The 17,644-nt window shown below is 72.9% G+C and carries 15 protein-coding genes; 6 read left to right on the top strand and 9 right to left on the bottom strand.

The annotated features are described in order from the left end of the window. The first annotated feature begins 14 nt into the window (after positions 1 to 14). Complete coding sequence (locus ACFY93_RS18215; RefSeq protein ID WP_391359736.1) at positions 15 to 3,032, top strand: glycoside hydrolase family 38 C-terminal domain-containing protein; 3,018 nt, start codon at positions 15 to 17, stop codon at positions 3,030 to 3,032. A 45-nt stretch (positions 3,033 to 3,077) separates the two neighbouring features. Here ACFY93_RS18215 and ACFY93_RS18210 read toward each other — a convergent pair whose 3' ends face one another. Beyond that, entirely contained in the window at positions 3,078 to 4,502 is a 1,425-nt protein-coding gene (locus ACFY93_RS18210) for a lipase maturation factor family protein (RefSeq protein WP_391359733.1), read from the bottom strand. A 243-nt stretch (positions 4,503 to 4,745) separates the two neighbouring features. On the opposite strand from ACFY93_RS18210, the gene ACFY93_RS18205 reads away from it, so the two are divergent. Both ACFY93_RS18205 and ACFY93_RS18200 read left to right on the top strand, forming a co-directional pair. After that, on the top strand, positions 4,746 to 6,839 hold the full coding sequence (locus tag ACFY93_RS18205) for a SpoIIE family protein phosphatase (RefSeq protein ID WP_391359730.1): 2,094 nt from the start codon (positions 4,746 to 4,748) through the stop codon (positions 6,837 to 6,839). A 62-nt stretch (positions 6,840 to 6,901) separates the two neighbouring features. After that, on the top strand, positions 6,902 to 7,762 hold the full coding sequence (locus tag ACFY93_RS18200; protein WP_391359727.1) for a DNA-formamidopyrimidine glycosylase family protein: 861 nt from the start codon (positions 6,902 to 6,904) through the stop codon (positions 7,760 to 7,762). Between the two features lie 52 nt (positions 7,763 to 7,814). Here ACFY93_RS18200 and ACFY93_RS18195 read toward each other — a convergent pair whose 3' ends face one another. The 5 genes from ACFY93_RS18195 to ACFY93_RS18175 all read right to left on the bottom strand — a co-directional run bounded on the left by ACFY93_RS18195 (position 7,815) and on the right by ACFY93_RS18175 (position 12,108). Continuing rightward, the gene (locus ACFY93_RS18195; protein ID WP_391359724.1) at positions 7,815 to 8,465 is read right to left on the bottom strand and encodes a zf-HC2 domain-containing protein; all 651 of its coding nucleotides are present in this window, start codon (positions 8,463 to 8,465) and stop codon (positions 7,815 to 7,817) included. A gap of 199 nt (positions 8,466 to 8,664) precedes the next feature. After that, positions 8,665 to 9,180 carry a hypothetical protein gene (locus ACFY93_RS18190; RefSeq protein ID WP_391359720.1) on the bottom strand — a complete coding sequence of 172 codons (516 nt, stop codon included), beginning with the start codon at positions 9,178 to 9,180 and terminating at the stop codon, positions 8,665 to 8,667. Positions 9,181 to 9,313: 133 nt separating this feature from the next. After that, positions 9,314 to 9,865, bottom strand: coding sequence for a sigma-70 family RNA polymerase sigma factor (locus ACFY93_RS18185; protein WP_391359717.1), 552 nt, complete (start codon positions 9,863 to 9,865; stop codon positions 9,314 to 9,316). Positions 9,866 to 9,984: 119 nt separating this feature from the next. Beyond that, positions 9,985 to 11,415 carry an amino acid permease gene (locus ACFY93_RS18180; protein WP_391359714.1) on the bottom strand — a complete coding sequence of 477 codons (1,431 nt, stop codon included), beginning with the start codon at positions 11,413 to 11,415 and terminating at the stop codon, positions 9,985 to 9,987. Positions 11,416 to 11,643: 228 nt separating this feature from the next. After that, positions 11,644 to 12,108, bottom strand: a complete 465-nt coding sequence (locus ACFY93_RS18175) for a universal stress protein (RefSeq protein ID WP_391359711.1) — start codon at positions 12,106 to 12,108, stop codon at positions 11,644 to 11,646. 147 nt (positions 12,109 to 12,255) lie between these two features. Between ACFY93_RS18175 and ACFY93_RS18170 the strand changes: the two genes are divergently transcribed. Next, positions 12,256 to 13,113 (top strand): polysaccharide deacetylase family protein, encoded by an 858-nt coding sequence (locus ACFY93_RS18170; RefSeq protein ID WP_391359709.1) that lies wholly within the window; start codon positions 12,256 to 12,258, stop codon positions 13,111 to 13,113. A gap of 38 nt (positions 13,114 to 13,151) precedes the next feature. On the opposite strand, the gene ACFY93_RS18165 is transcribed toward ACFY93_RS18170, so the two are convergent. Beyond that, entirely contained in the window at positions 13,152 to 13,817 is a 666-nt protein-coding gene (locus ACFY93_RS18165) for a class F sortase (protein WP_391359706.1), read from the bottom strand. A 331-nt stretch (positions 13,818 to 14,148) separates the two neighbouring features. On the opposite strand from ACFY93_RS18165, the gene ACFY93_RS18160 reads away from it, so the two are divergent. Further along, positions 14,149 to 14,667 (top strand): hypothetical protein, encoded by a 519-nt coding sequence (locus ACFY93_RS18160; RefSeq protein ID WP_391359703.1) that lies wholly within the window; start codon positions 14,149 to 14,151, stop codon positions 14,665 to 14,667. Positions 14,668 to 14,835: 168 nt separating this feature from the next. On the opposite strand, the gene ACFY93_RS18155 is transcribed toward ACFY93_RS18160, so the two are convergent. Together ACFY93_RS18155 and ACFY93_RS18150 are read right to left on the bottom strand one after the other, a co-directional pair. Continuing rightward, a complete protein-coding gene (locus ACFY93_RS18155; RefSeq protein WP_391359700.1) occupies positions 14,836 to 15,600 on the bottom strand; it encodes a hypothetical protein in 765 nt (254 codons plus the stop codon). 15 nt (positions 15,601 to 15,615) lie between these two features. After that, positions 15,616 to 16,188 carry a hypothetical protein gene (locus tag ACFY93_RS18150; RefSeq protein WP_391359697.1) on the bottom strand — a complete coding sequence of 191 codons (573 nt, stop codon included), beginning with the start codon at positions 16,186 to 16,188 and terminating at the stop codon, positions 15,616 to 15,618. A 272-nt stretch (positions 16,189 to 16,460) separates the two neighbouring features. Between ACFY93_RS18150 and ACFY93_RS18145 the strand changes: the two genes are divergently transcribed. Beyond that, positions 16,461 to 17,405 (top strand): SCO0930 family lipoprotein, encoded by a 945-nt coding sequence (locus tag ACFY93_RS18145; protein WP_391359695.1) that lies wholly within the window; start codon positions 16,461 to 16,463, stop codon positions 17,403 to 17,405. Positions 17,406 to 17,644: the final 239 nt, after the last annotated feature.

Raw genomic sequence — 17,644 nt, 5'->3', positions numbered from 1 at the left:
CACGGAGCACTCCCATGCATGACGACCGCACCCTGGTCGAAGCCCGCCTCAAGCGCGTCCTCGACGAACGCGTCCGCCCCGCCGTCTACCCCGAGTCCGTGCCGCTGGACGTCGCCGTGTGGCACGCGCCCGGCGAGCCCGTCCCGGTCGAGGAGGGGCTCGCGGCGACGCCGGAGCCGATCGAGGCCGGCGCGCGCTGGGGCGCCCCGTGGGGCACCAGCTGGTTCCGGGTCACCGGGACCGTGCCCGAGGCCTGGGCCGGCCGGACCGTGGAGGCCGTCCTCGACCTCGGCTTCGACGAGAACATGCCCGGCTTCCAGTGCGAGGGGCTCGTGTACCGGGCCGACGGCACGCCCGTGAAGGGCCTCAACCCGCGCAACCAGTGGGTACGCGTCGGGGCACCGGCCCGCGGAGGCGAAGAGGTCCGCCTCCACATCGAGGCCGCGTCCAATCCGGTCATCCTCGACTACCACCCCTTCGTGCCGACGCCGCTGGGCGACAAGGAGACCGCCGGCGGCGCACCGCAGTACACCCTGGGGCGGATGGATCTCGCTGTCTTCGACGAGACGGTGTGGCAGCTGGTGCTCGACCTGGAGGTCCTCGGCGAGCTGATGGCCGAACTCCCGGTGGAGTCACCCAGGCGCTGGGACCTGCTGCGCGCGATCGAGCGGGCCCTGGACGCCGTCGACCTCCAGGACGTCGGCGGCACGGCCGAGGCGGCCCGCGCCTGCCTCGCCGGCGTACTCGCCGCGCCCGCCGTGCCCTCCGCGCACCGTGTCAGCGCCGTCGGGCACGCGCACATCGACTCGGCATGGCTGTGGCCGCTGCGCGAGACGGTGCGCAAGGTCGCCCGGACGACCGCCAACATGACCGCGCTCATCGAGGACGAGCCCGACTTCGTCTTCGCCATGTCGCAGGCCCAGCAGTGGGCGTGGGTGAAGGAGCACCGGCCCGAGGTGTGGGCACGGGTGAGGAAGGCGGTGGCGGACGGACGGTTCGTGCCCGCCGGCGGGATGTGGGTCGAGTCGGACACCAACATGCCGGGCTCGGAGGCGATGGCCCGCCAGTTCGTGCACGGGAAGCGCTTCTTCATCGACGAGTTCGGCGTCGACAACGAGGAGGCATGGCTGCCGGACACCTTCGGCTTCGCGGCCGGGCTGCCGCAGATCATCAAGGCCGCCGGCTCCAAGTGGCTGCTCACCCAGAAGATCTCCTGGTCCCGGACGAACAGCTTCCCGCACCACACCTTCCGGTGGGAGGGCATCGACGGCACCCGGATCTTCACCCACTTCCCGCCTGTCGACACCTACAACTGCGCGATGAAGGGCAGCGAGATCGCTCACGCGGCACGGAACTTCAAGGAGAAGGGCGCCGCCCGCCACTCGCTCGCGCCCACCGGCTGGGGCGACGGAGGCGGCGGCACCACCCGGGAGATGGTCGGCCGGGCGGCCCGGCTGCGGAACCTCGAAGGGTCCGCGACCGTGACCTGGCGGACACCCCGCGCCTTCTTCCGGAAGGCCGAGGACGAGTACCCGGACCCGCCGGTCTGGGTCGGCGAGCTGTACCTCGAACTGCACCGCGCCACCCTGACCAGCCAGGCGAAGACCAAACAGGGCAACCGGCGCAGCGAACACCTGCTGCGCGAGGCGGAACTGTGGGCGGCGACCGCGGCGGTCCGCACCGGATTCCCCTACCCGTACGAGGAGCTGGACCGGCTCTGGAAGACGGTGCTGCTGCACCAGTTCCACGACATCCTGCCCGGCTCGTCGATCGCCTGGGTGCACCGGGAGGCACGCGTGACCTACGAGCGGGTAGCCCGGGAGCTGAACGCGATCGTGGACGCGGCCCAGCGTGCCCTCGCCGGGGACGGCACGCGGGAGCTGGTGTTCAACTCCGCCCCGCACGGCCGTGACGGAGTGCCCGCCGGCGGCGCCCGTACCCCCGCCGCCGTCGCGCCCGTGGCCCTGGAGCCCCGCGCGGCCGGCGGCCATGTCCTCGACAACGGTCTGCTGCGGGTCGAGGTCGACGCGCGGGGGCTCGTCGTCTCCGTGTACGACCTCGGCGCCGGGCGGGAGACCGTCGCCCCCGGCCGGGCCGCGAACCTGCTGCAGCTCCACCCGGACTTCCCGAACATGTGGGACGCCTGGGACGTCGACGAGTTCTACCGCAACACCGTCACCGACCTGGCCGACGCCGACGAGGTCGCGCCCGGCGCGGACGGCACCTCCGTGCGGGTCGTACGGAGCTTCGGCGCCTCACGGGTCACCCAGGTGCTGTCGCTCGCGGCGGGGGAGCGGCGGCTCGGCATCGACACCGAGGTCGACTGGCACGAGACTGAGAAGTTCCTCAAGCTGGCGTTCCCCCTGGACGTGCACGCCGAACGGTACGCCTCGGAGACGCAGTTCGGGCACTTCTACCGTCCGACCCACACCAACACGTCCTGGGACGCCGCCAGGTTCGAGGCGTGCAATCACCGGTTCGTGCACATCGCCGAGCCCGGCTGGGGTGTCGCCCTGGTGAACGACTCGACGTACGGCCACGATGTGACGCGGACCGTGCGGGAGAGCGACTCGGGCACGACCACGACCGTGCGGGTCTCGCTGCTGCGGGCCCCGCGTTTCCCGGACCCCGAGACCGACCAGGGCGTCCACCGCTTCCGGCACGCGCTGGTGCCGGGCGCGGAGATCGGCGACGCGGTGCGCGAGGGCTGGCGGATCAACCTGCCCGAGCGGCGGCTGACGGGCGGGCGGGACGTCGAGCCCCTCGTCACCGTCGAGGAGGACGCCGTCGTGGTGACGGCGGTGAAACTGGCCGACGACGGCAGCGGTGACGTCGTCGTCCGCTTCCACGAGTCGCTCGGCGGGCGCGCCAGGGCCACGCTCACGCCGTCCTTCGCCGTGGCCTCCGTGACCCCGGCCGACCTCCTCGAACGTCCCCTGGACAAAGCCACGCCCCCCTCCCGCGACGGCGACCGCCTCACCCTGCCCCTGCGCCCGTTCGAACTCGTCACCCTCCGCCTGAAGCGGAGCTGAAGCGCCTCGGAGCGGCCCCAGCGGGACCCCTGCCCGCCGGGGCCGTCAGGGCTCCCGGCCCGCCGTCGTGCTCAGCCGCGTCGGCCCCAGGAACTCCCTCACGTACGTCCGGTCCCAGCACGCGCCCGTCTCCCGCAGCTCCCGCCAGGTCGTGAACCGGTAGCGGTACAGCCGGGCCCGGACGTAGCGGGGCGGGGCGTCCGGCGGGAAGGGGGAGCGGCGCAGCAGCCGCAGCGTGTCCCGGTCGCCCTCCAGCAGCCGCTCCACCAGGCCGCCGAACCACGACCCGGCGTAGGCGGGGGAGAGCGCCGCGAACCACATCAGCCAGTCGAGCCGCAGATGGTACGGGGCGAACTGGCGCGGCCAGTGCCGTGGATCGCCGGGCTTGCCCCGGAACTCGTACTCCCGCCAGTCGGAGTCCTCGCGGGGCGGGTCGTCCGCCGTTCCCTCGACGACCACCTCCTGCCGGACGCGGGTGACGCTGCCGAACGCGCCGTAGGTGTTGACCAGGTGGAGCGGGTCGAACGAGCGGTTCATGACCTGGCGGCGGGAGACGAGGTTGCGGGCGGGACGGTAGCTGAGGGCGAGGAGCCCGGCGGCGACGACGAGGACGACCACCTCGTACCAGACCGGCGCTCCCCGTGGATGCCCGGAACCGGTGGGGAACCGGACGGCGGACAGGGCCACCACGACGGTGATCCAGTTCAGCCAGGAGAAGTTCCCGGACAGCACCAGCCACAGCTGGGTGACGACCATCAGCGCGGCGGCGGCCGTCGCGACCGGCTGGGGGGTGAACAGCAGCACGGGGACGGCCAGCTGGGTGACGTGGTTGGCGGCGACCTCCACCCGGTGGACGGGCTTCGGCAGCCGGTGGAAGAACCAGCTCAGCGGGCCCGGCATGGGCTGGGTCTCGTGGTGGTAGTCGAGGCAGGTCAGCTTCCGCCAGCAGGCGTCGCCGCGCATCTTGATCAGCCCGGCGCCGAACTCGACCCGGAAGAGCACCCAGCGCAGCAGGAACAGCACGACGACCGGCGGCGCGACCTCGTCGTTCCCCAGGAAGACGGCCAGGAAGCCGACCTCCAGGAGCAGCGACTCCCAGCCGAAGGAGTACCAGGTCTGGCCCACGTTCACGACCGACAGGTACATCGCCCAGGGCGCCAGCCACAGCAGCATCCCGCCCCACAGCGGCAGATACCCGTCGACGCCCGCCGCCAGCGCCGCCGCGACCGCGCACCCGGCCCAGGACCAGGCCGCGAAGAAGCGGTCCGAGTAGCGCCACTGGAACACGCTCGGCGCCTGCCGCCACGGCACCCGGGCGACGAACCGGGGCACGGGCAGCATGCCGCGCTCCCCGATCAGCGCGCGGAACTGCAGGGCCGCGCCGAGGAAGGCGACGAGGTAGACGACCGCCAGGGCCCGCTGGAAGACCAGCCGGCTCAGCCAGTAGTCGGGTGCGGTGAACCAGTCCACGGCCCGGTGCTCCTCTCCCCTCCAGTGTGACGCGGGGTGACCGACGCGCGCCCGTATCATCCGAACGGCCGACGGCCGCGACCCGCGCGACGAAGGACGCATTGCCCGTGGCCACGACCGGCAAACAGCGCCCGCGACGCCGGGCGACGCCCTCCGGCGGGCCGGGGACCGGAGCGGATCCCGCCCGGAGAACGAGGCGCGCGCGGAATCGCCAAATCGGCCGGATCCTGACAAGGTGGGCACATGGCTGAACGGGGAGCGAGCGCCCTGTCACTGCCGGACGACTGGCCCGCCCACCCGAATCCGATCCTGGCGCTCAACCTCATGGGCGGCTTCGCGTGGGACCTGGACAGCGGTCAGATGCACTTGGACGCCCGGGCCCACGAGGTCTTCGACCTGCGCCCCGAGGAATTCGACGGTCAGGCCGAGAGCCTGTCCCAGCGGGTGCCGCCGTTCGAGGCCGCCCGGCTCGACACCATGGTCGCGCAGGCCCTGAAGGACGGCAGCGAGAACTACGGAGCGTACTTCCGCATCCGCTGCCGGGACGGGTCGCTGCGCTGGACGCACACCCAGGGCTACATCGGGCGTGACCAGAACGGCCGCCCGCGCAAGATCGTCGGCATCGTCCGCGACGCCACGCAGGAACTCGCCGACAGCGTCGCCCGCCGGGAACAGGCTGCCCAGGACGAGGTGCGGCGCCAGCAGACGAACGTCGTGCAGGTGACCACGGCGGCCCTCGCGCACGCCCGCACCGTGCAGGACGTCATCGACGTCGTCGAGGCGTCCCAGGGCATCACCCACCTCGGAGCCGCGAGCGTCGTCATGGGCCTGGTGGAGGCCGGACGCATCCGGCTCGTCGCCGAGGGCCCCGAGGGCAGCCGGGTGCCGGGCACCCACGTCACCCGGATCGACGAGCCCTACCCGATGAGCGAGACGGTCCGCACCCTCGCCCCCCTCTTCATCGAGTCCCCGGAGGAGTTCGCGGCCTCGTACCCCAAGCTGTGGCCGGGCCTCACCGCTCTGAACATCACGTCCGCCGCCTATCTGCCGCTCATCGCGCAGGCCCGCCCCATCGGCGCGATGGGCCTGCTCTACGACGACCGGCGCGGCTTCTCCGACGAGGACCGCAACGTCCTGCTCGCCCTCGGCAGCAGCATCGCCCAGAGCCTGCAGCGGGCGATGTTCTACGAGCAGGAGAAGGACCTCGCCCAGGGGCTCCAGCAGGCCATGCTGCCCCGTTCCATCCCCAGCGTCTCCGGCGCCGACATCGCCGTCCGCTACCGCGCCGCCTCCTTCGGCCGCGACATCGGCGGTGACTGGTACGACCTGATCCCCCTCCCCGGGGGCCGGGTCGGTGCCGTCATCGGGGACGTCCAGGGCCACGACACGCACGCCGCCGCCGTCATGGGCCAGCTGCGCATCGTGCTGCGCGCCTACGCCGCCGAGGGACACACCCCCGCCACCGTGATGGCCCGCGCCTCGGTGTTCCTGCACGAACTCGACACCGACCGCTTCGCGACCTGCCTGTACGCGGAGGTCGACCTGTCCACCGGGGTCGTCCAGCTCGTCAGGGCCGGCCACATCGACCCCCTCGTCCGGCACACCGACCGCACGTGCCGCCGGCTCACCGTCGAGGGCGGTCTGCCGCTGGGCCTGTCCGCCGAGTTCGGCCGGCTGGAGTACCGGGTCGAGGCGTTCGAACTCGACCCCGGCCAGACCCTGCTGCTGTGCACCGACGGGCTCGTCGAACAGCCCGGCGCCGACCTCGACGACGGCATGCGCGCCCTGATGGAGCTGGTCCGCACCGGCCCCGACGACGTACGCGACCTCGCGGACCGGCTGATCGACGAGGCCGAGGAGCGGGGCGGCGAGGACGACGTGGCGCTCCTGCTGCTCAGCCGCCGCTCCCACGTCGCCCAGCGCGTCGGGGGCCGCGTCCAGCAGCACGTGGCCCCCGGCGATCCCGAGGCGCTCACCGAGGCCCGGCACATGATCCGCGCCGCCGTCCGGGCCTGGGGCGCCGGGGACAGGGCCGACGAGATCGAACTGGCCGCCGACGAGCTGATCACCAACGCGCTGATGCACACCGAGGGCGCGGCGGTCGTCACCCTGCGGGCCCTGACCGGACCCGATCGCCGGGTCCGCGCGGAGGTCGAGGACTCCTCCAGCGCCCTGCCGCGCCGCCGGGAGGCCGGCGAGTCCGGGGTCTCCGGGCGGGGGCTCATGCTCGTCGACCAGCTCGCCGACGTGTGGGGCGTGGAGGCGCGCGGCGGCGGCAAGTGTGTGTGGTGCGAGTTCGTCACGCCGACGGCCGGCACAGCGGCCTCCCGGGGCTGACCGGGCCGGGGGCCGCGGCGCAGCCGCGTGGCGGTGCCGTCGGCGGGTGGCACTCTGGACGTATGCCGGAACTGCCCGAGGTTGAAGCGCTCAAGGGCTTCCTCACCGGCCGCCTCGTCGGCCACCGGGTCGTGCGGGCGCTGCCCGTCGCCATCAGCGTCCTGAAGACGTACGACCCGCCGCTGACCGCCTTCGAGGGCCGCGAGGTCACCTCGGTGCGGCGGCACGGCAAGTTCCTCGACATCGAGGCGGACGGACTGCATCTCGTGACGCACCTGGCCCGGGCGGGCTGGCTGCGGTGGCAGGACCGGCTGCCCGACGGCCCGCCCCGCCCCGGCAAGGGGCCCCTCGCGCTGCGGGTCGCCCTGGAGACGGGTGAGGGCTTCGACCTCACCGAGGCCGGCACGCAGAAGCGGCTCGCGGTCCATGTCGTAAGGGACCCGGCCGACATCCCCGCGGTGGCCCGGCTCGGACCCGACCCGCTCGCCGGCGACTTCGACGAAGCACGCTTCGCGGGGCTGCTGGAGGGCGAGCGGCGCCGCCTCAAGGGCGCACTGCGCGACCAGGGCCTGATCGCGGGCATCGGCAACGCCTACAGCGACGAGATCCTGCACGCCGCCCGCATGTCGCCGTACAAACTCGCCTCCTCGCTGACCCCGGAGGAGACCCGCCACCTGTACGAGGCGCTGCGCTCCACGCTCACGGCGGCGGTCGAGCGTTCCCGCGGGCTCGCCGCCGGCAGCCTCAAGGCCGAGAAGAAGAGCGGTCTGCGGGTGCACGGCAGGACGGGTGAGCCCTGCCCCGTCTGCGGCGACACCGTCCGGGAGGTCTCCTTCAGCGACTCCGCGCTCCAGTACTGCCCGACCTGCCAGACCGGCGGGAAACCGCTGGCGGACCGCCGGATGTCGCGGCTGCTCAAGTAGGCGCCGCCCCGGCCGGCGGCCCCCGGGACGGCGCGGCCGGGGGCGGAGGGTCTCAGGGCGACGTGAGCGTCACCAGGCGCTCGCCGCCCGCCGTGCGCACCTCGAACCGGCTGATGTCGTCCGGACGCAGGGCCGCGCCGCCCCGCACACGGGTCGCGTCGTCGTCGTGCCCGGCGACCATCCAGCTCGTCACCGTCTGCTCGGAGCCGTCCCTGCCGACCGCGACGAGCCGGCAGGCGTGCGGGCCCTTGGCATCCTTGACCCGGACGTCGATCTCGCTGCCCCAGTCCCGGTCCTCCGCCGTCACCTGTGCCCACACCCCGGTCGACGCGTCCGTCGCGGCCACCCGCGTCGTCCCGGCGTCCTCCCCGCCGACCAGGGCGATCGCCGGGCCGCCCACCGCGAGCACCACGGCCGCCGCCACCGCGTACAGCCACCGCCTGCGCCCGGCCCGGTGCCGCGTCGCCACCTCGCCGAGCAGCCGGTCGAGCAGCCGGGGTCCGGGTGCGGCGAACGGATGCACGAGGCGTGGTGTCGCCCGGCGGTAGAGCATCAGCTGCCGGGCGGCGGGGCGGAACTCGCTGACGTGCGCCGTGCACCGAGGACACTCCATGAGGTGGTCCTCGAAGCGGAAGGCTTCCGCCTCGTCCAGCACGCCGAGCGCGTAGGCACCGACGTCACGGTGCCGTTCCAGGGACCTCATACCAAATCCTCGAGCCGGGGGAGCGGGGCGGGGGTGGTGTTGCCTGCCCACCGGTACGGACCGGACCGCCGAATCATTCAAGCCCGTACGGAAACGGGCGAGACATTCGGAGCGGCCGGCCTCGCGGATTGGTCGGATCCGGGATTCGGCCCACGGGAGCCGGACGGGAACGCGGGAGTCGCGGAAGCCGGAGGCCGCCTCAGAAGAGGTGAATGGCCAGATGCCCCAGCGGGAGCCCCAGCCGCCAGGCCGGCGTCCACACCTTCGGACCGTCGTCCTCGCCCGGCACGGGACCCCCGCCGGGCACCGCGTCCAGGTCGGGGGCGAGCAGCTCGGTCTCCTCCAGCCACCGCCAGGCCGCCGCCGCCAGCTCCAGGTCCGGGGCGGGACCGCCCGTCTCGTCCGCCTCGGCGTCCAGCGCCGCCATGCGCTCGGCCACCCAGTCCTGCCACGGCTGGTCGTACGCCGTCAGCGAGAGCCAGGTCTCCAGCTGCGAGACGACCCGGATGCCCGGGAGCTCGCCGTCGCTGTCGGAGAGGAAGATGGTCAGCGCCAGGGCGTCGCGGCCCGCGCGGAACTCGAAGGACGTGGGCGGCATCAGGTCCCCGGTCCGCAGCAGCTCGTCCGCGATGTACTCGGCGTACAACCAGGCCATGGGAACGGTGAGTTCACCGCCGCCTGTGCCGTCCGTGCTCTCCTGCCCTCTGTGCAGCATCCCCTCTGCCTCCTCCGGTGCGTGCGCGTCGCCCGACCCCGGGCTCCAGTCCGGAACACGGATGAGGACAGCCGATTACTCAACCCTGGTCCTCGGCAAGGCGCTTTACGGAGGCTTGACCCGGCCTCCGGTTTCACCGCAGGTCGGCCGCGTATCCCGGAAGTACCCGGCGCAGGGCGCGCAGCGCGTAGTACGCGCGGGACTTCACGGTACCGGGCGGGATCCCCAGCGCCGCCGCGGCCTCCGCCACACTCGCCCCGCGGAAGTACACCTGCACCAGGACGTCACGGTGCTCCGGAGTGAGAGTCTTCACAGCCTCCCGCACATCGAGGGTCGCCGCCGACCGTTCGGCGTGGTCGGCGCAGACCCGCGCGCTCTCCGGCACCTCGTCCCCGACCTCGGCGGGCCGCGCCTGCCGGGCCCGCCGCGCGTCGATCGCCAGGCGCCGCCCGACGGTGAGCAGCCAGGGCCGTACGGAGTCGAAGTCGCCGGCGCGCAGCGCCTCGGGGTGCTGCCAGGCGCGTACGAGCGTCTCCTGCACCAGGTCCTCGGCGCGCTGCCGGTCGCCGTCACTGAGCCGCAGCAGCAGGGCGAAGAGCGGTCGCCCGTGCTCGCGCTGCAGTGCTGCCAGTTCGTGCTCGGCGGTGGTCGCCCGGTGCGTGATGGTGGTGGCTCCGGCCGTCATGGCCGTATGTCAGCGCAGGGCGCCGCCCGCCGACAGCCACCGGACACGGCTGTGCGACGGGCGGTCGAAGCGGTCGGTGAACGGTACGACGAACGGTCCGCCGCCGGCGGGCGGACCGCTCAGCGGGAGTCCTCGCGCCCGGTGCCCGCGAGTTCCGAGCGGTGGTAGGAGTACCCGAAATAGATCACGCACCCGATGACGAACCAGACGGCGAACCGCACCCAGGTCTGCCACTGCAGGAACGTGATCAGCCAGATGGAGAAGACCACGCCCAGGGCGGGGACCACCGGCATCCACGGGGTGCGGAAGGTCCGCGGCAGGTCGGGCTGCTTGTAGCGGAGCACGATCACCGCGACGCAGACCACGACGAACGCCAGCAGGATGCCGATGTTGGTGAGTTCGGCCGCCTCGCCGATCGGCAGGAACCCGGCGATGGCGGCCGAGGCGAATCCCACGATCCACGTCACCCGGGTCGGCACGTGCCGGGTGGGGTGCGTCTTCGCGAACCACTTCGGCAGCAGCCCGTCCCGGGACATCGAGAACCAGACCCGGGTGACACCCAGCATGAACGTGAACATCACGGTGAGGATGCCGATGATGGCGCCGACCGCGATCACGTCGGCGAGACCGCTCAGCCCGACCGACTTGAACGCCGTCGAGAAGCCGCTCTCCTTGTCGATCTCCTTGTAGTCCTGCATGCCCGTGAGGACCAGACAGGCCGCCACGTACAGCACCATCGAGATGGCGAGCGAGTAGATGATGGCCTTCGGCATGTGCTTCTGGGCCTCCTTCGACTCCTCGGCCGCCGTCGACATGGCGTCGTAGCCGAAGACCGCGAAGAAGACGGTCGCCGCGCCCGTGAAGGCCCCGCCGACCCCGTACGGGAAGAAGGGGCTGTAGTTGCCGGTGTCGATGTGGAAGACGCCGACGCCGATCACCAGGAGCACGACGAGGATCTTCAGCCCGACCACGACCGTCTCGAAGCGGGCCGCGCTGCGCATGCCGAGGTTCAGCAGATACGCGATGAGCAGGCACAGCACCGCCGCGAACAGGTCGACCCGGTGGCCGTCGCCGGTGCCGGGCGCGCCCAGCATCCAGTGCGGCAGGTCGGCGCCCGTCTCGCCGACCAGGAAGCTGAAGTAGCCGGAGATGCCGATGGCGACCACCGCCACGATCGCCGTGTACTCCAGGAGCAGGTCCCAGCCGATGAACCAGCCCGCGAACTCGCCGAGCACCGCGTACCCGTACGTATAGGCGGAGCCTGCCTTCGGGATGAGGCCCGCGAACTCCGCGTACGACAGCGCGGCCGCCGCGCTCGCGAGTCCGGCGATGAGGAACGACACGAGGACCGCGGGGCCGGCGGTGCCGTTGGCGACCGTGCCGGCGAGGGTGAAGATGCCCGCGCCGATGATGCCGCCGACACCGATCGCGGTCAGCTGCCACAGGCCGAGTGACCGGTCGAGCCTGCCGCCCTCGCCGGCCTCCGTCTCTTCGATGTGTTCAATGGGTTTGCGGCGGAGAATGCCCTCACCCATCCGGAGCCCGGCCATGAGCCTCACCTCTTCGCGGACGGCAATCGGCTGACGGCGGATCATGATGGTCCACTCGCGCCGTCAACGGAAGACGCCACGCACTGGCCGCCCGGCCGCCCGGCCGCCCGGCCGCCCGGCCGCCCGGCCGCCCGGCCGCCCGGCCGCCCGGCCGCCCGGCCGTCCTCCGCTTCCGCGCGGGCCGCGGGCGCGGCCCCGCGTCCGCTCACCGCCGCGCCGGACGGGGTGCTACGGCACCACGGTGACCGGCCAGCGTCCGGCCTTCACGAGCCGGATCGCCACCGAGCCGACGATGCGGTGCCCGGCCTGCTCCGAGGCGCCGACCACCACGGCGTCCGCCTTCAGCTCGTCCGCCGCCGTGACCAGGCCGTTGTACGGGTCGCCGCGGAAGGTGTGGAACTCCCAGCGCACGTCGAATATGTCCTTCACCCGCTCGGTGGCGTCGCGGATGTACTGGATCAGGTCCTCGGCGATCTCGTCGGTCGTCTCGGCGACCGGCACGCCGAGGGCCGCTCCGGCCGCCATCACGGGCTGGATGTAGACGACCGCGAGCAGCGCCCGCTGCCGTCTGGCGAGGCCGCCCGCGTACGCCGCGGCCCGGAGCGAGGAGTCGGAGCCGTCCACTCCCACCAGGATGACCTTCGGTCCGTCCGTACCCCGCTCGAACCGATGCGCGCGCTGCTCTTCCGTCACGGGGGTGAGGCTATCGGAAACCGCAGGTCCCGCCGCCCCGCGCGGACAGAGTGGCCGGTACACGGAAAATCATCTCATCGAGTGTTTTAGCGCTGCTTCTCGGCGTCGGAGCGGTGCGGCGCACCCCGTCCGGGCCACTCATGAATCATGAAAAAGGATCAGCTGCTCACGCGGCGCCGGGTGTTGACCGCCGGCGTCGCCGCCCTGGGGGCGGCCTCGGCCGCGAGCGCGGCACACCTCCTCGCCGCCGGCCCGGACCCCGGCCCGGCGCACGCGTCCGCGGCGGCGGGGCCCCAGACGCACCACCCGCAGGGACCGTCCGCCTACCGCGCCTACCGCCTTCGGCCCCTCGCCGGGAACGGCCCGCCGCACCTGTCGCCGCCGCGGACCGCCGTCCGCCGGAAGCCGATCCTGCGGGTCCCGGGACATGGCCGCAGCATGGTCCTGAGCTTCGACGACGGCCCCGACCCGAGCTGGACGCCGGACATCCTGCGCACCCTGCGCCGGTACGACGTCCGCGCGATGTTCTTCGTCTGCGGCGAGATGGCGTCCTACAACAAGGACCTGCTGCGCGAGATGGCCGACGACGGGCACGTCGTCGGCAACCACACCTGGGGCCACCCCCTGCTCACCAGGATGAGCAGGCGCGCCATCCGCTCCGAGATGGAACGCACCTGCGAGGTCATCGAGGACGCCTGCGGCCGCCCCCCGCTCTGGTTCCGCGCGCCCTACGGGGCCTGGAACCGGGCGGCCTTCCAGCTGGGCGCCGAGCTGGGCATGGAGCCGATGGCGTGGACGCTCGACACACGCGACTGGACGCGGCCGGGAACCCGCGCCATCGTCCACGCGGTCGAGGAGGGGGCCGGCCGCGGCGTCGTGGTGCTGTCGCACGACGCCGGGGGGAACCGCTCGCAGAGCGCGCGGGCCCTGCGCCGCTATCTTCCGTGGCTGCTCGACTCCGGATACCACCTCACCGTGCCGCGGCGGGAGCGGGAGTGGACGTAGGACCGTGACGGGCCTTCGCCCGCCTGTCACCGGACCGCTCAGCGGACCTCGGTCAGGCGGGCGAAGACGACGACGTTCCCGGCGTAGCCGTTCTGCTTGGAGAAACCGCCCCCGCAGGTGATGACCCGCAGTTCGGGAGTCTCCGCGTTCCCGTAGACCCGCTCCCCGGGGAAGTCGTCCTTCTCGAAGACCTCGACGCCGTAGATCCCGAACACGGCGACCTTTCCGTCCGCCCGCTGCACCTCGATCCGGTTCCCCTTGTTCAGGGCGCCGAGACCGTAGAAGACGGCGGGCCCCCGCTTGTTGTCGACATGGCCGACGATCACGGACGTGCCCTTCTCGCCGGGCGAGACGGCACCGGTGAACCAGCCCGCGAGATTCGGGTCCTCGGCCGGCGGGGCGTCCACCCAGCCGTCCACGTCGAGACCCACCGGCGTCACCGGCGCGTCCACCTGGATCGCCGGAATGCGCACCCGGTCCACCGCGGAGTACGGCAGCGCGGCCGGCCCCTTCGTGAACGTGGCTGCCGGGGGCCGGCTGTTCTCCGCCGCCGCCGCCGAAGCGGGCTGAGGCGGGCCCACGTCGAACTCGCCGGAACCGTTGCGGATGAGAGCGAGACCGGTGAGCAGGACGAGCGCCACCGCGCCCCACGGCGCGCGCCTCCTCCGCCGGCCCTCCTCTTCGGCAACCTCGGACACAGCCATTCGCCATCCCCTCTCGACACGGCCGTCACCGCGTCCGTCGCGCATACGAGAACGCTAAGCGCGGCACACCCGGCGGGCGACGGGGAAAGGGCGAACGGGTGGCGGGCGAGGAGATCGTGCGCCATCCGAGTCGCCCCGGGGAGGAAATCTGCCACGGTCGGTGACCTGCGGCGATGTCGCTCCGTCAGGAACGCGCCCGGCGTGTTGGCTCACCAGGACGGACCATCGCCGAAATGCGGCCCCGTACGCGGCATCTGAGGGTCTGTCTGGGAGGCGCTTTCTCGCCCATCCACCGGGGACGGTGCCCGGGGCGTCTTCCGCGGAGGATCATATGCGTACTACTCGTGCTCTGGCGGTTTCTGCCGCCACGTTCGCCGCCGTGGCGCTCGCAGCCCCGGCGGCCGGGGCGGCGAACGCCCCCGACCATGTGGCCGGGGGGTGGAACAACCCCAGCAACATCATGGTGATGCCCAGCGTCATCGCCCCCGGCGGGCGGCTGACGGTCACGGTCGACGGCTGCCCGCGCGGCGGCACCATGACGTCGAACGCCTTCCCCCGGACCAGGCTCTCCCCGGAACGGCAGGGCGGCGAGACGTCGAGGGGCGTGGCCACCGTCCGCGACTCGGCCACCCCCGGCTCGTACGACGTCACGGTCAACTGCGACGGCAGGGGCTCGCTGACGCGCCCCAACGCGTTCACCGTGATCGGCGGTGTCCGCGGTGGCCTCGGCGGCAGCAGCTCGACCGGGGCGACACCGGCCGACATGGCGATCGGCGGCGGACTGGTCAGCGCGGCCCTCGCCGGCGGCGCGCTGTTCTGGGTCCGCCGCAGGCCCGGGAAGCGCGTCTGAGCCGCCGCTCGCACCGACGGCCGCCGCTGCCCGGACGGCCCGTCGCCCCGGACCCTCCTGGGTCCCGGGGCGACGGGCCGTCCGCGTATCGCGCCCGCCCCCGGCCCCCGGTTCACGGCCGCCCCCCGGCCCCCTGCCGCTCCCTCCGTTCCTCGGCGTCTCGGCCCTTCAGCCCCTCAGTCCCGGGAAGAGGGCGAAGTAGGGCTCCGTCGAGGACGCGAGCCCCCGGCTGTAGGGGGCGTCGAAGTCCCAGATCAGGAAGAGCAGGAAGGCGATCAGCGCGGAGAACAGGCCCGCCAGGATCAGTTCCCGTGTCGTACGGCGGATCTGCAGCGCGAAGACCATGCCGATGGTGACCAAGGCACCCGTGATGAGCCCGAACCACACCACGCCCGGCATCGTCGCCCCCGTGGAGTCGGCGCGGGAGGCGCGTGCCGCGTCGGCCGCGGCCACCTGGTCGACGAGCGGCTGGTACGCCTGCGCCTCGAAGTCCGTCCTCGGCACATAGTCGGTGACGTCCTCGCGGACCCGGTCGAGCAGCCGGCCGCCACGGGCCGTCACCTCGCCGTGGTCCGCCATCGACCGCCACTCGGTGGTGACGACGTGACCGACATACGCGTTGACGTCGGCGCGGATGCGGTCGCGGACGTCGGCGGGGTAGACGCGGGCCCGCGCCGAGATCTCGTGCAGGGCCTGGGCCTCCGCCTGCACATGGTCCTGGGCGGCGCTGCGCGCCTCCCAGGCGCCCGCGATGGCGAGACCCAGGACGATGGCGTACACCACGCCGATCATCATCGTCATGTACTCGATCACGTCCGGGGTCTCGGACGGATCCTCGTCCTCGCGCGCCGTGCGGTGACGCACGAGGGCCACGATGAGGACGACGACGCACGCGGACGCCATGGCGAGGGCGAGAACAAGCCATTCCGGCAAGGAAGTCTCCAGGGGTCAGCGGGGACGGAGCGCCGCTACGGCGAGTACCGCGGGCGCGGTGATGAGCAGGGTGAGCGTCACCAGGGACGGCCCGCCCTCGGGCGGACGTCCCGGCGCGGCCGTGCGCCGCGGCGGATAGCTCACCGGTGACGGCGAAGGGGGCGGCGACGGCTTCGGGCGCGCGCTCGGGGAGTGCGACGGCGCGGGCGGCGGTGGCGGCACCGCCCGGGCGGGCGGCGGCACCGGGACCGGCCGCGCCCGGGGCGGTGGCGGCGGCTTCGGTGCGCGCGGGGTGGGCTCGGGGGCGGGCTTCGGCGGTGGCGTGGGCTCGGGCGGTGGCGTGGGCTTCGGCGGGGGCGGCGGCGGTGGTGGCGGCTTCGGAGTGGGCGGTGGCGGCGGGGTCGTGGGCGGAAAGCACGGGCCGTCGCCCGCCACCGCCACGGCGTCCGTGCCGTCCGGGCCGGTCGAGGCGTAGGCGCAGGCGTCGGCGGACGCCGGAGTGCCCGGTGCCCCGAGGAGCCAGCACAGCGTCAGCACCGCGAGCAGCCGTACGGGCAGGCCGGCCCGGGTCCGTGTGGGTCGATGCACGACGGAGATCATGAGCGCCCGCAGCGCCCGGCACGCCCCGGTCCGGGCGGATTGACCCGAACGGGGGAGATCCGGCTCGGTGGGGTTTGGGAGCTGGTGCGCCGGCTCTCCCGGTATGCGCACAGGTGAGCTGTTCACCCGGAGCGGGGCGCGGGCTCCGGAAAGAAATCCGGGCCCGATTGAACACTTCCCCCACCGCCGCCCGTACCCAGGGTCGGACGCGGTGGACAGCAGTCGGCTGCAACAGCCAAGCAAATCAACGGGAGTTGACCATGAAGACCTCCTGGCGTAACGCCTCACTCGTAGCGTCAGCTGCGGCCGTGCTGGCACTCACGACGGCGTGCGGTCAGGACAACGGCGGGCAGTCGGCGGGAGCGGGCACCCAGAACGTGGGAGCCCAGGCCGCCGCCGACGGGTACTCCGGCGGCGGAGCCGGTTACGGCGCCGACTCCAAGGACGAGCAGGGCAAGCAGGAGGCGGCGTCGGCCGAGTCCGCCGGCAGCCTCACCGTCGCCGAGGACACGAAGCTCGGGAAGATCGTCACCGACAGCGCGGGTTTCACCCTCTACCGGTTCGACAAGGACACGGCCGAGCCGCCCAAGTCGGCCTGCGACGGCGACTGCGCGAAGGCCTGGCCCGCCGTCCCGGCCGGCGGTGCCTCGGCCGCCGCCGGCGTCGACAAGGCGCTGCTCGGCGAGGTCACCCGCGCCGACGGCACCAAGCAGCTCACCCTCGACGGCTGGCCGATGTACCGGTACGCCAAGGACACCAAGGCCGGTGACACCAAGGGCGAGGGCGTGGGCGGCACCTGGTACGCGTCCGCCCCCGACGGCAAGAAGGCCTCGGCCTCGGAGCTGCCCGGACTCTCCACCCGCAAGGACCCCGAACTGGGTGAGATCGTCGTCGACAAGAACGGCATGACGGTCTACCGGTTCATGAAGGACTCGGCCTGGCCGATCAAGTCGGCCTGCACCGGCGCCTGCGCCGAGAAGTGGCCGGCGGTGGCGCCCGTCGAGAAGAACGACACCAAGGGCGTGGCCAAAAAGGGCCTGATGGGCTTCACCCGGCCCGACGGCGTCAAGCAGATGACCGTCAACTGCTGGCCGATCTACACCTTCTCCGGCGACAAGGCGGCCGGGGACACCAACGGCCAGGGCGTCGGCGGCACCTGGTACGCCGTCTCGTCCGACGGCAAGCCGGTCGGCGCGCCGAAGTAGAGGGAACGCGCGCACGTCCGGGCGCGCATGTCCCCGGTCCGCCCCCTCCGCACCACGACGGAGGGGGCGGACCGCTGCGCGCTGCCGTACCCGGCTCCGGTACGGTGCGGAGCGTGGGACTCCGGGTAAAAAATTCCCGGCGACTCTCCGGATGCCTCCGCGACGTTCCGTAACGCCCGGCCGCGCTCTTTGGAACGCTTCGGATCGATTTCAGCGGTACGTGCACGGCGTGTTCAAGA

The sequence above is a fragment of the Streptomyces sp. NPDC008313 genome (genome assembly GCF_042956125.1).
Taxonomy (GTDB): domain Bacteria; phylum Actinomycetota; class Actinomycetes; order Streptomycetales; family Streptomycetaceae; genus Streptomyces.
This window is presented reverse-complemented; position numbering and strand designations above follow the sequence as displayed.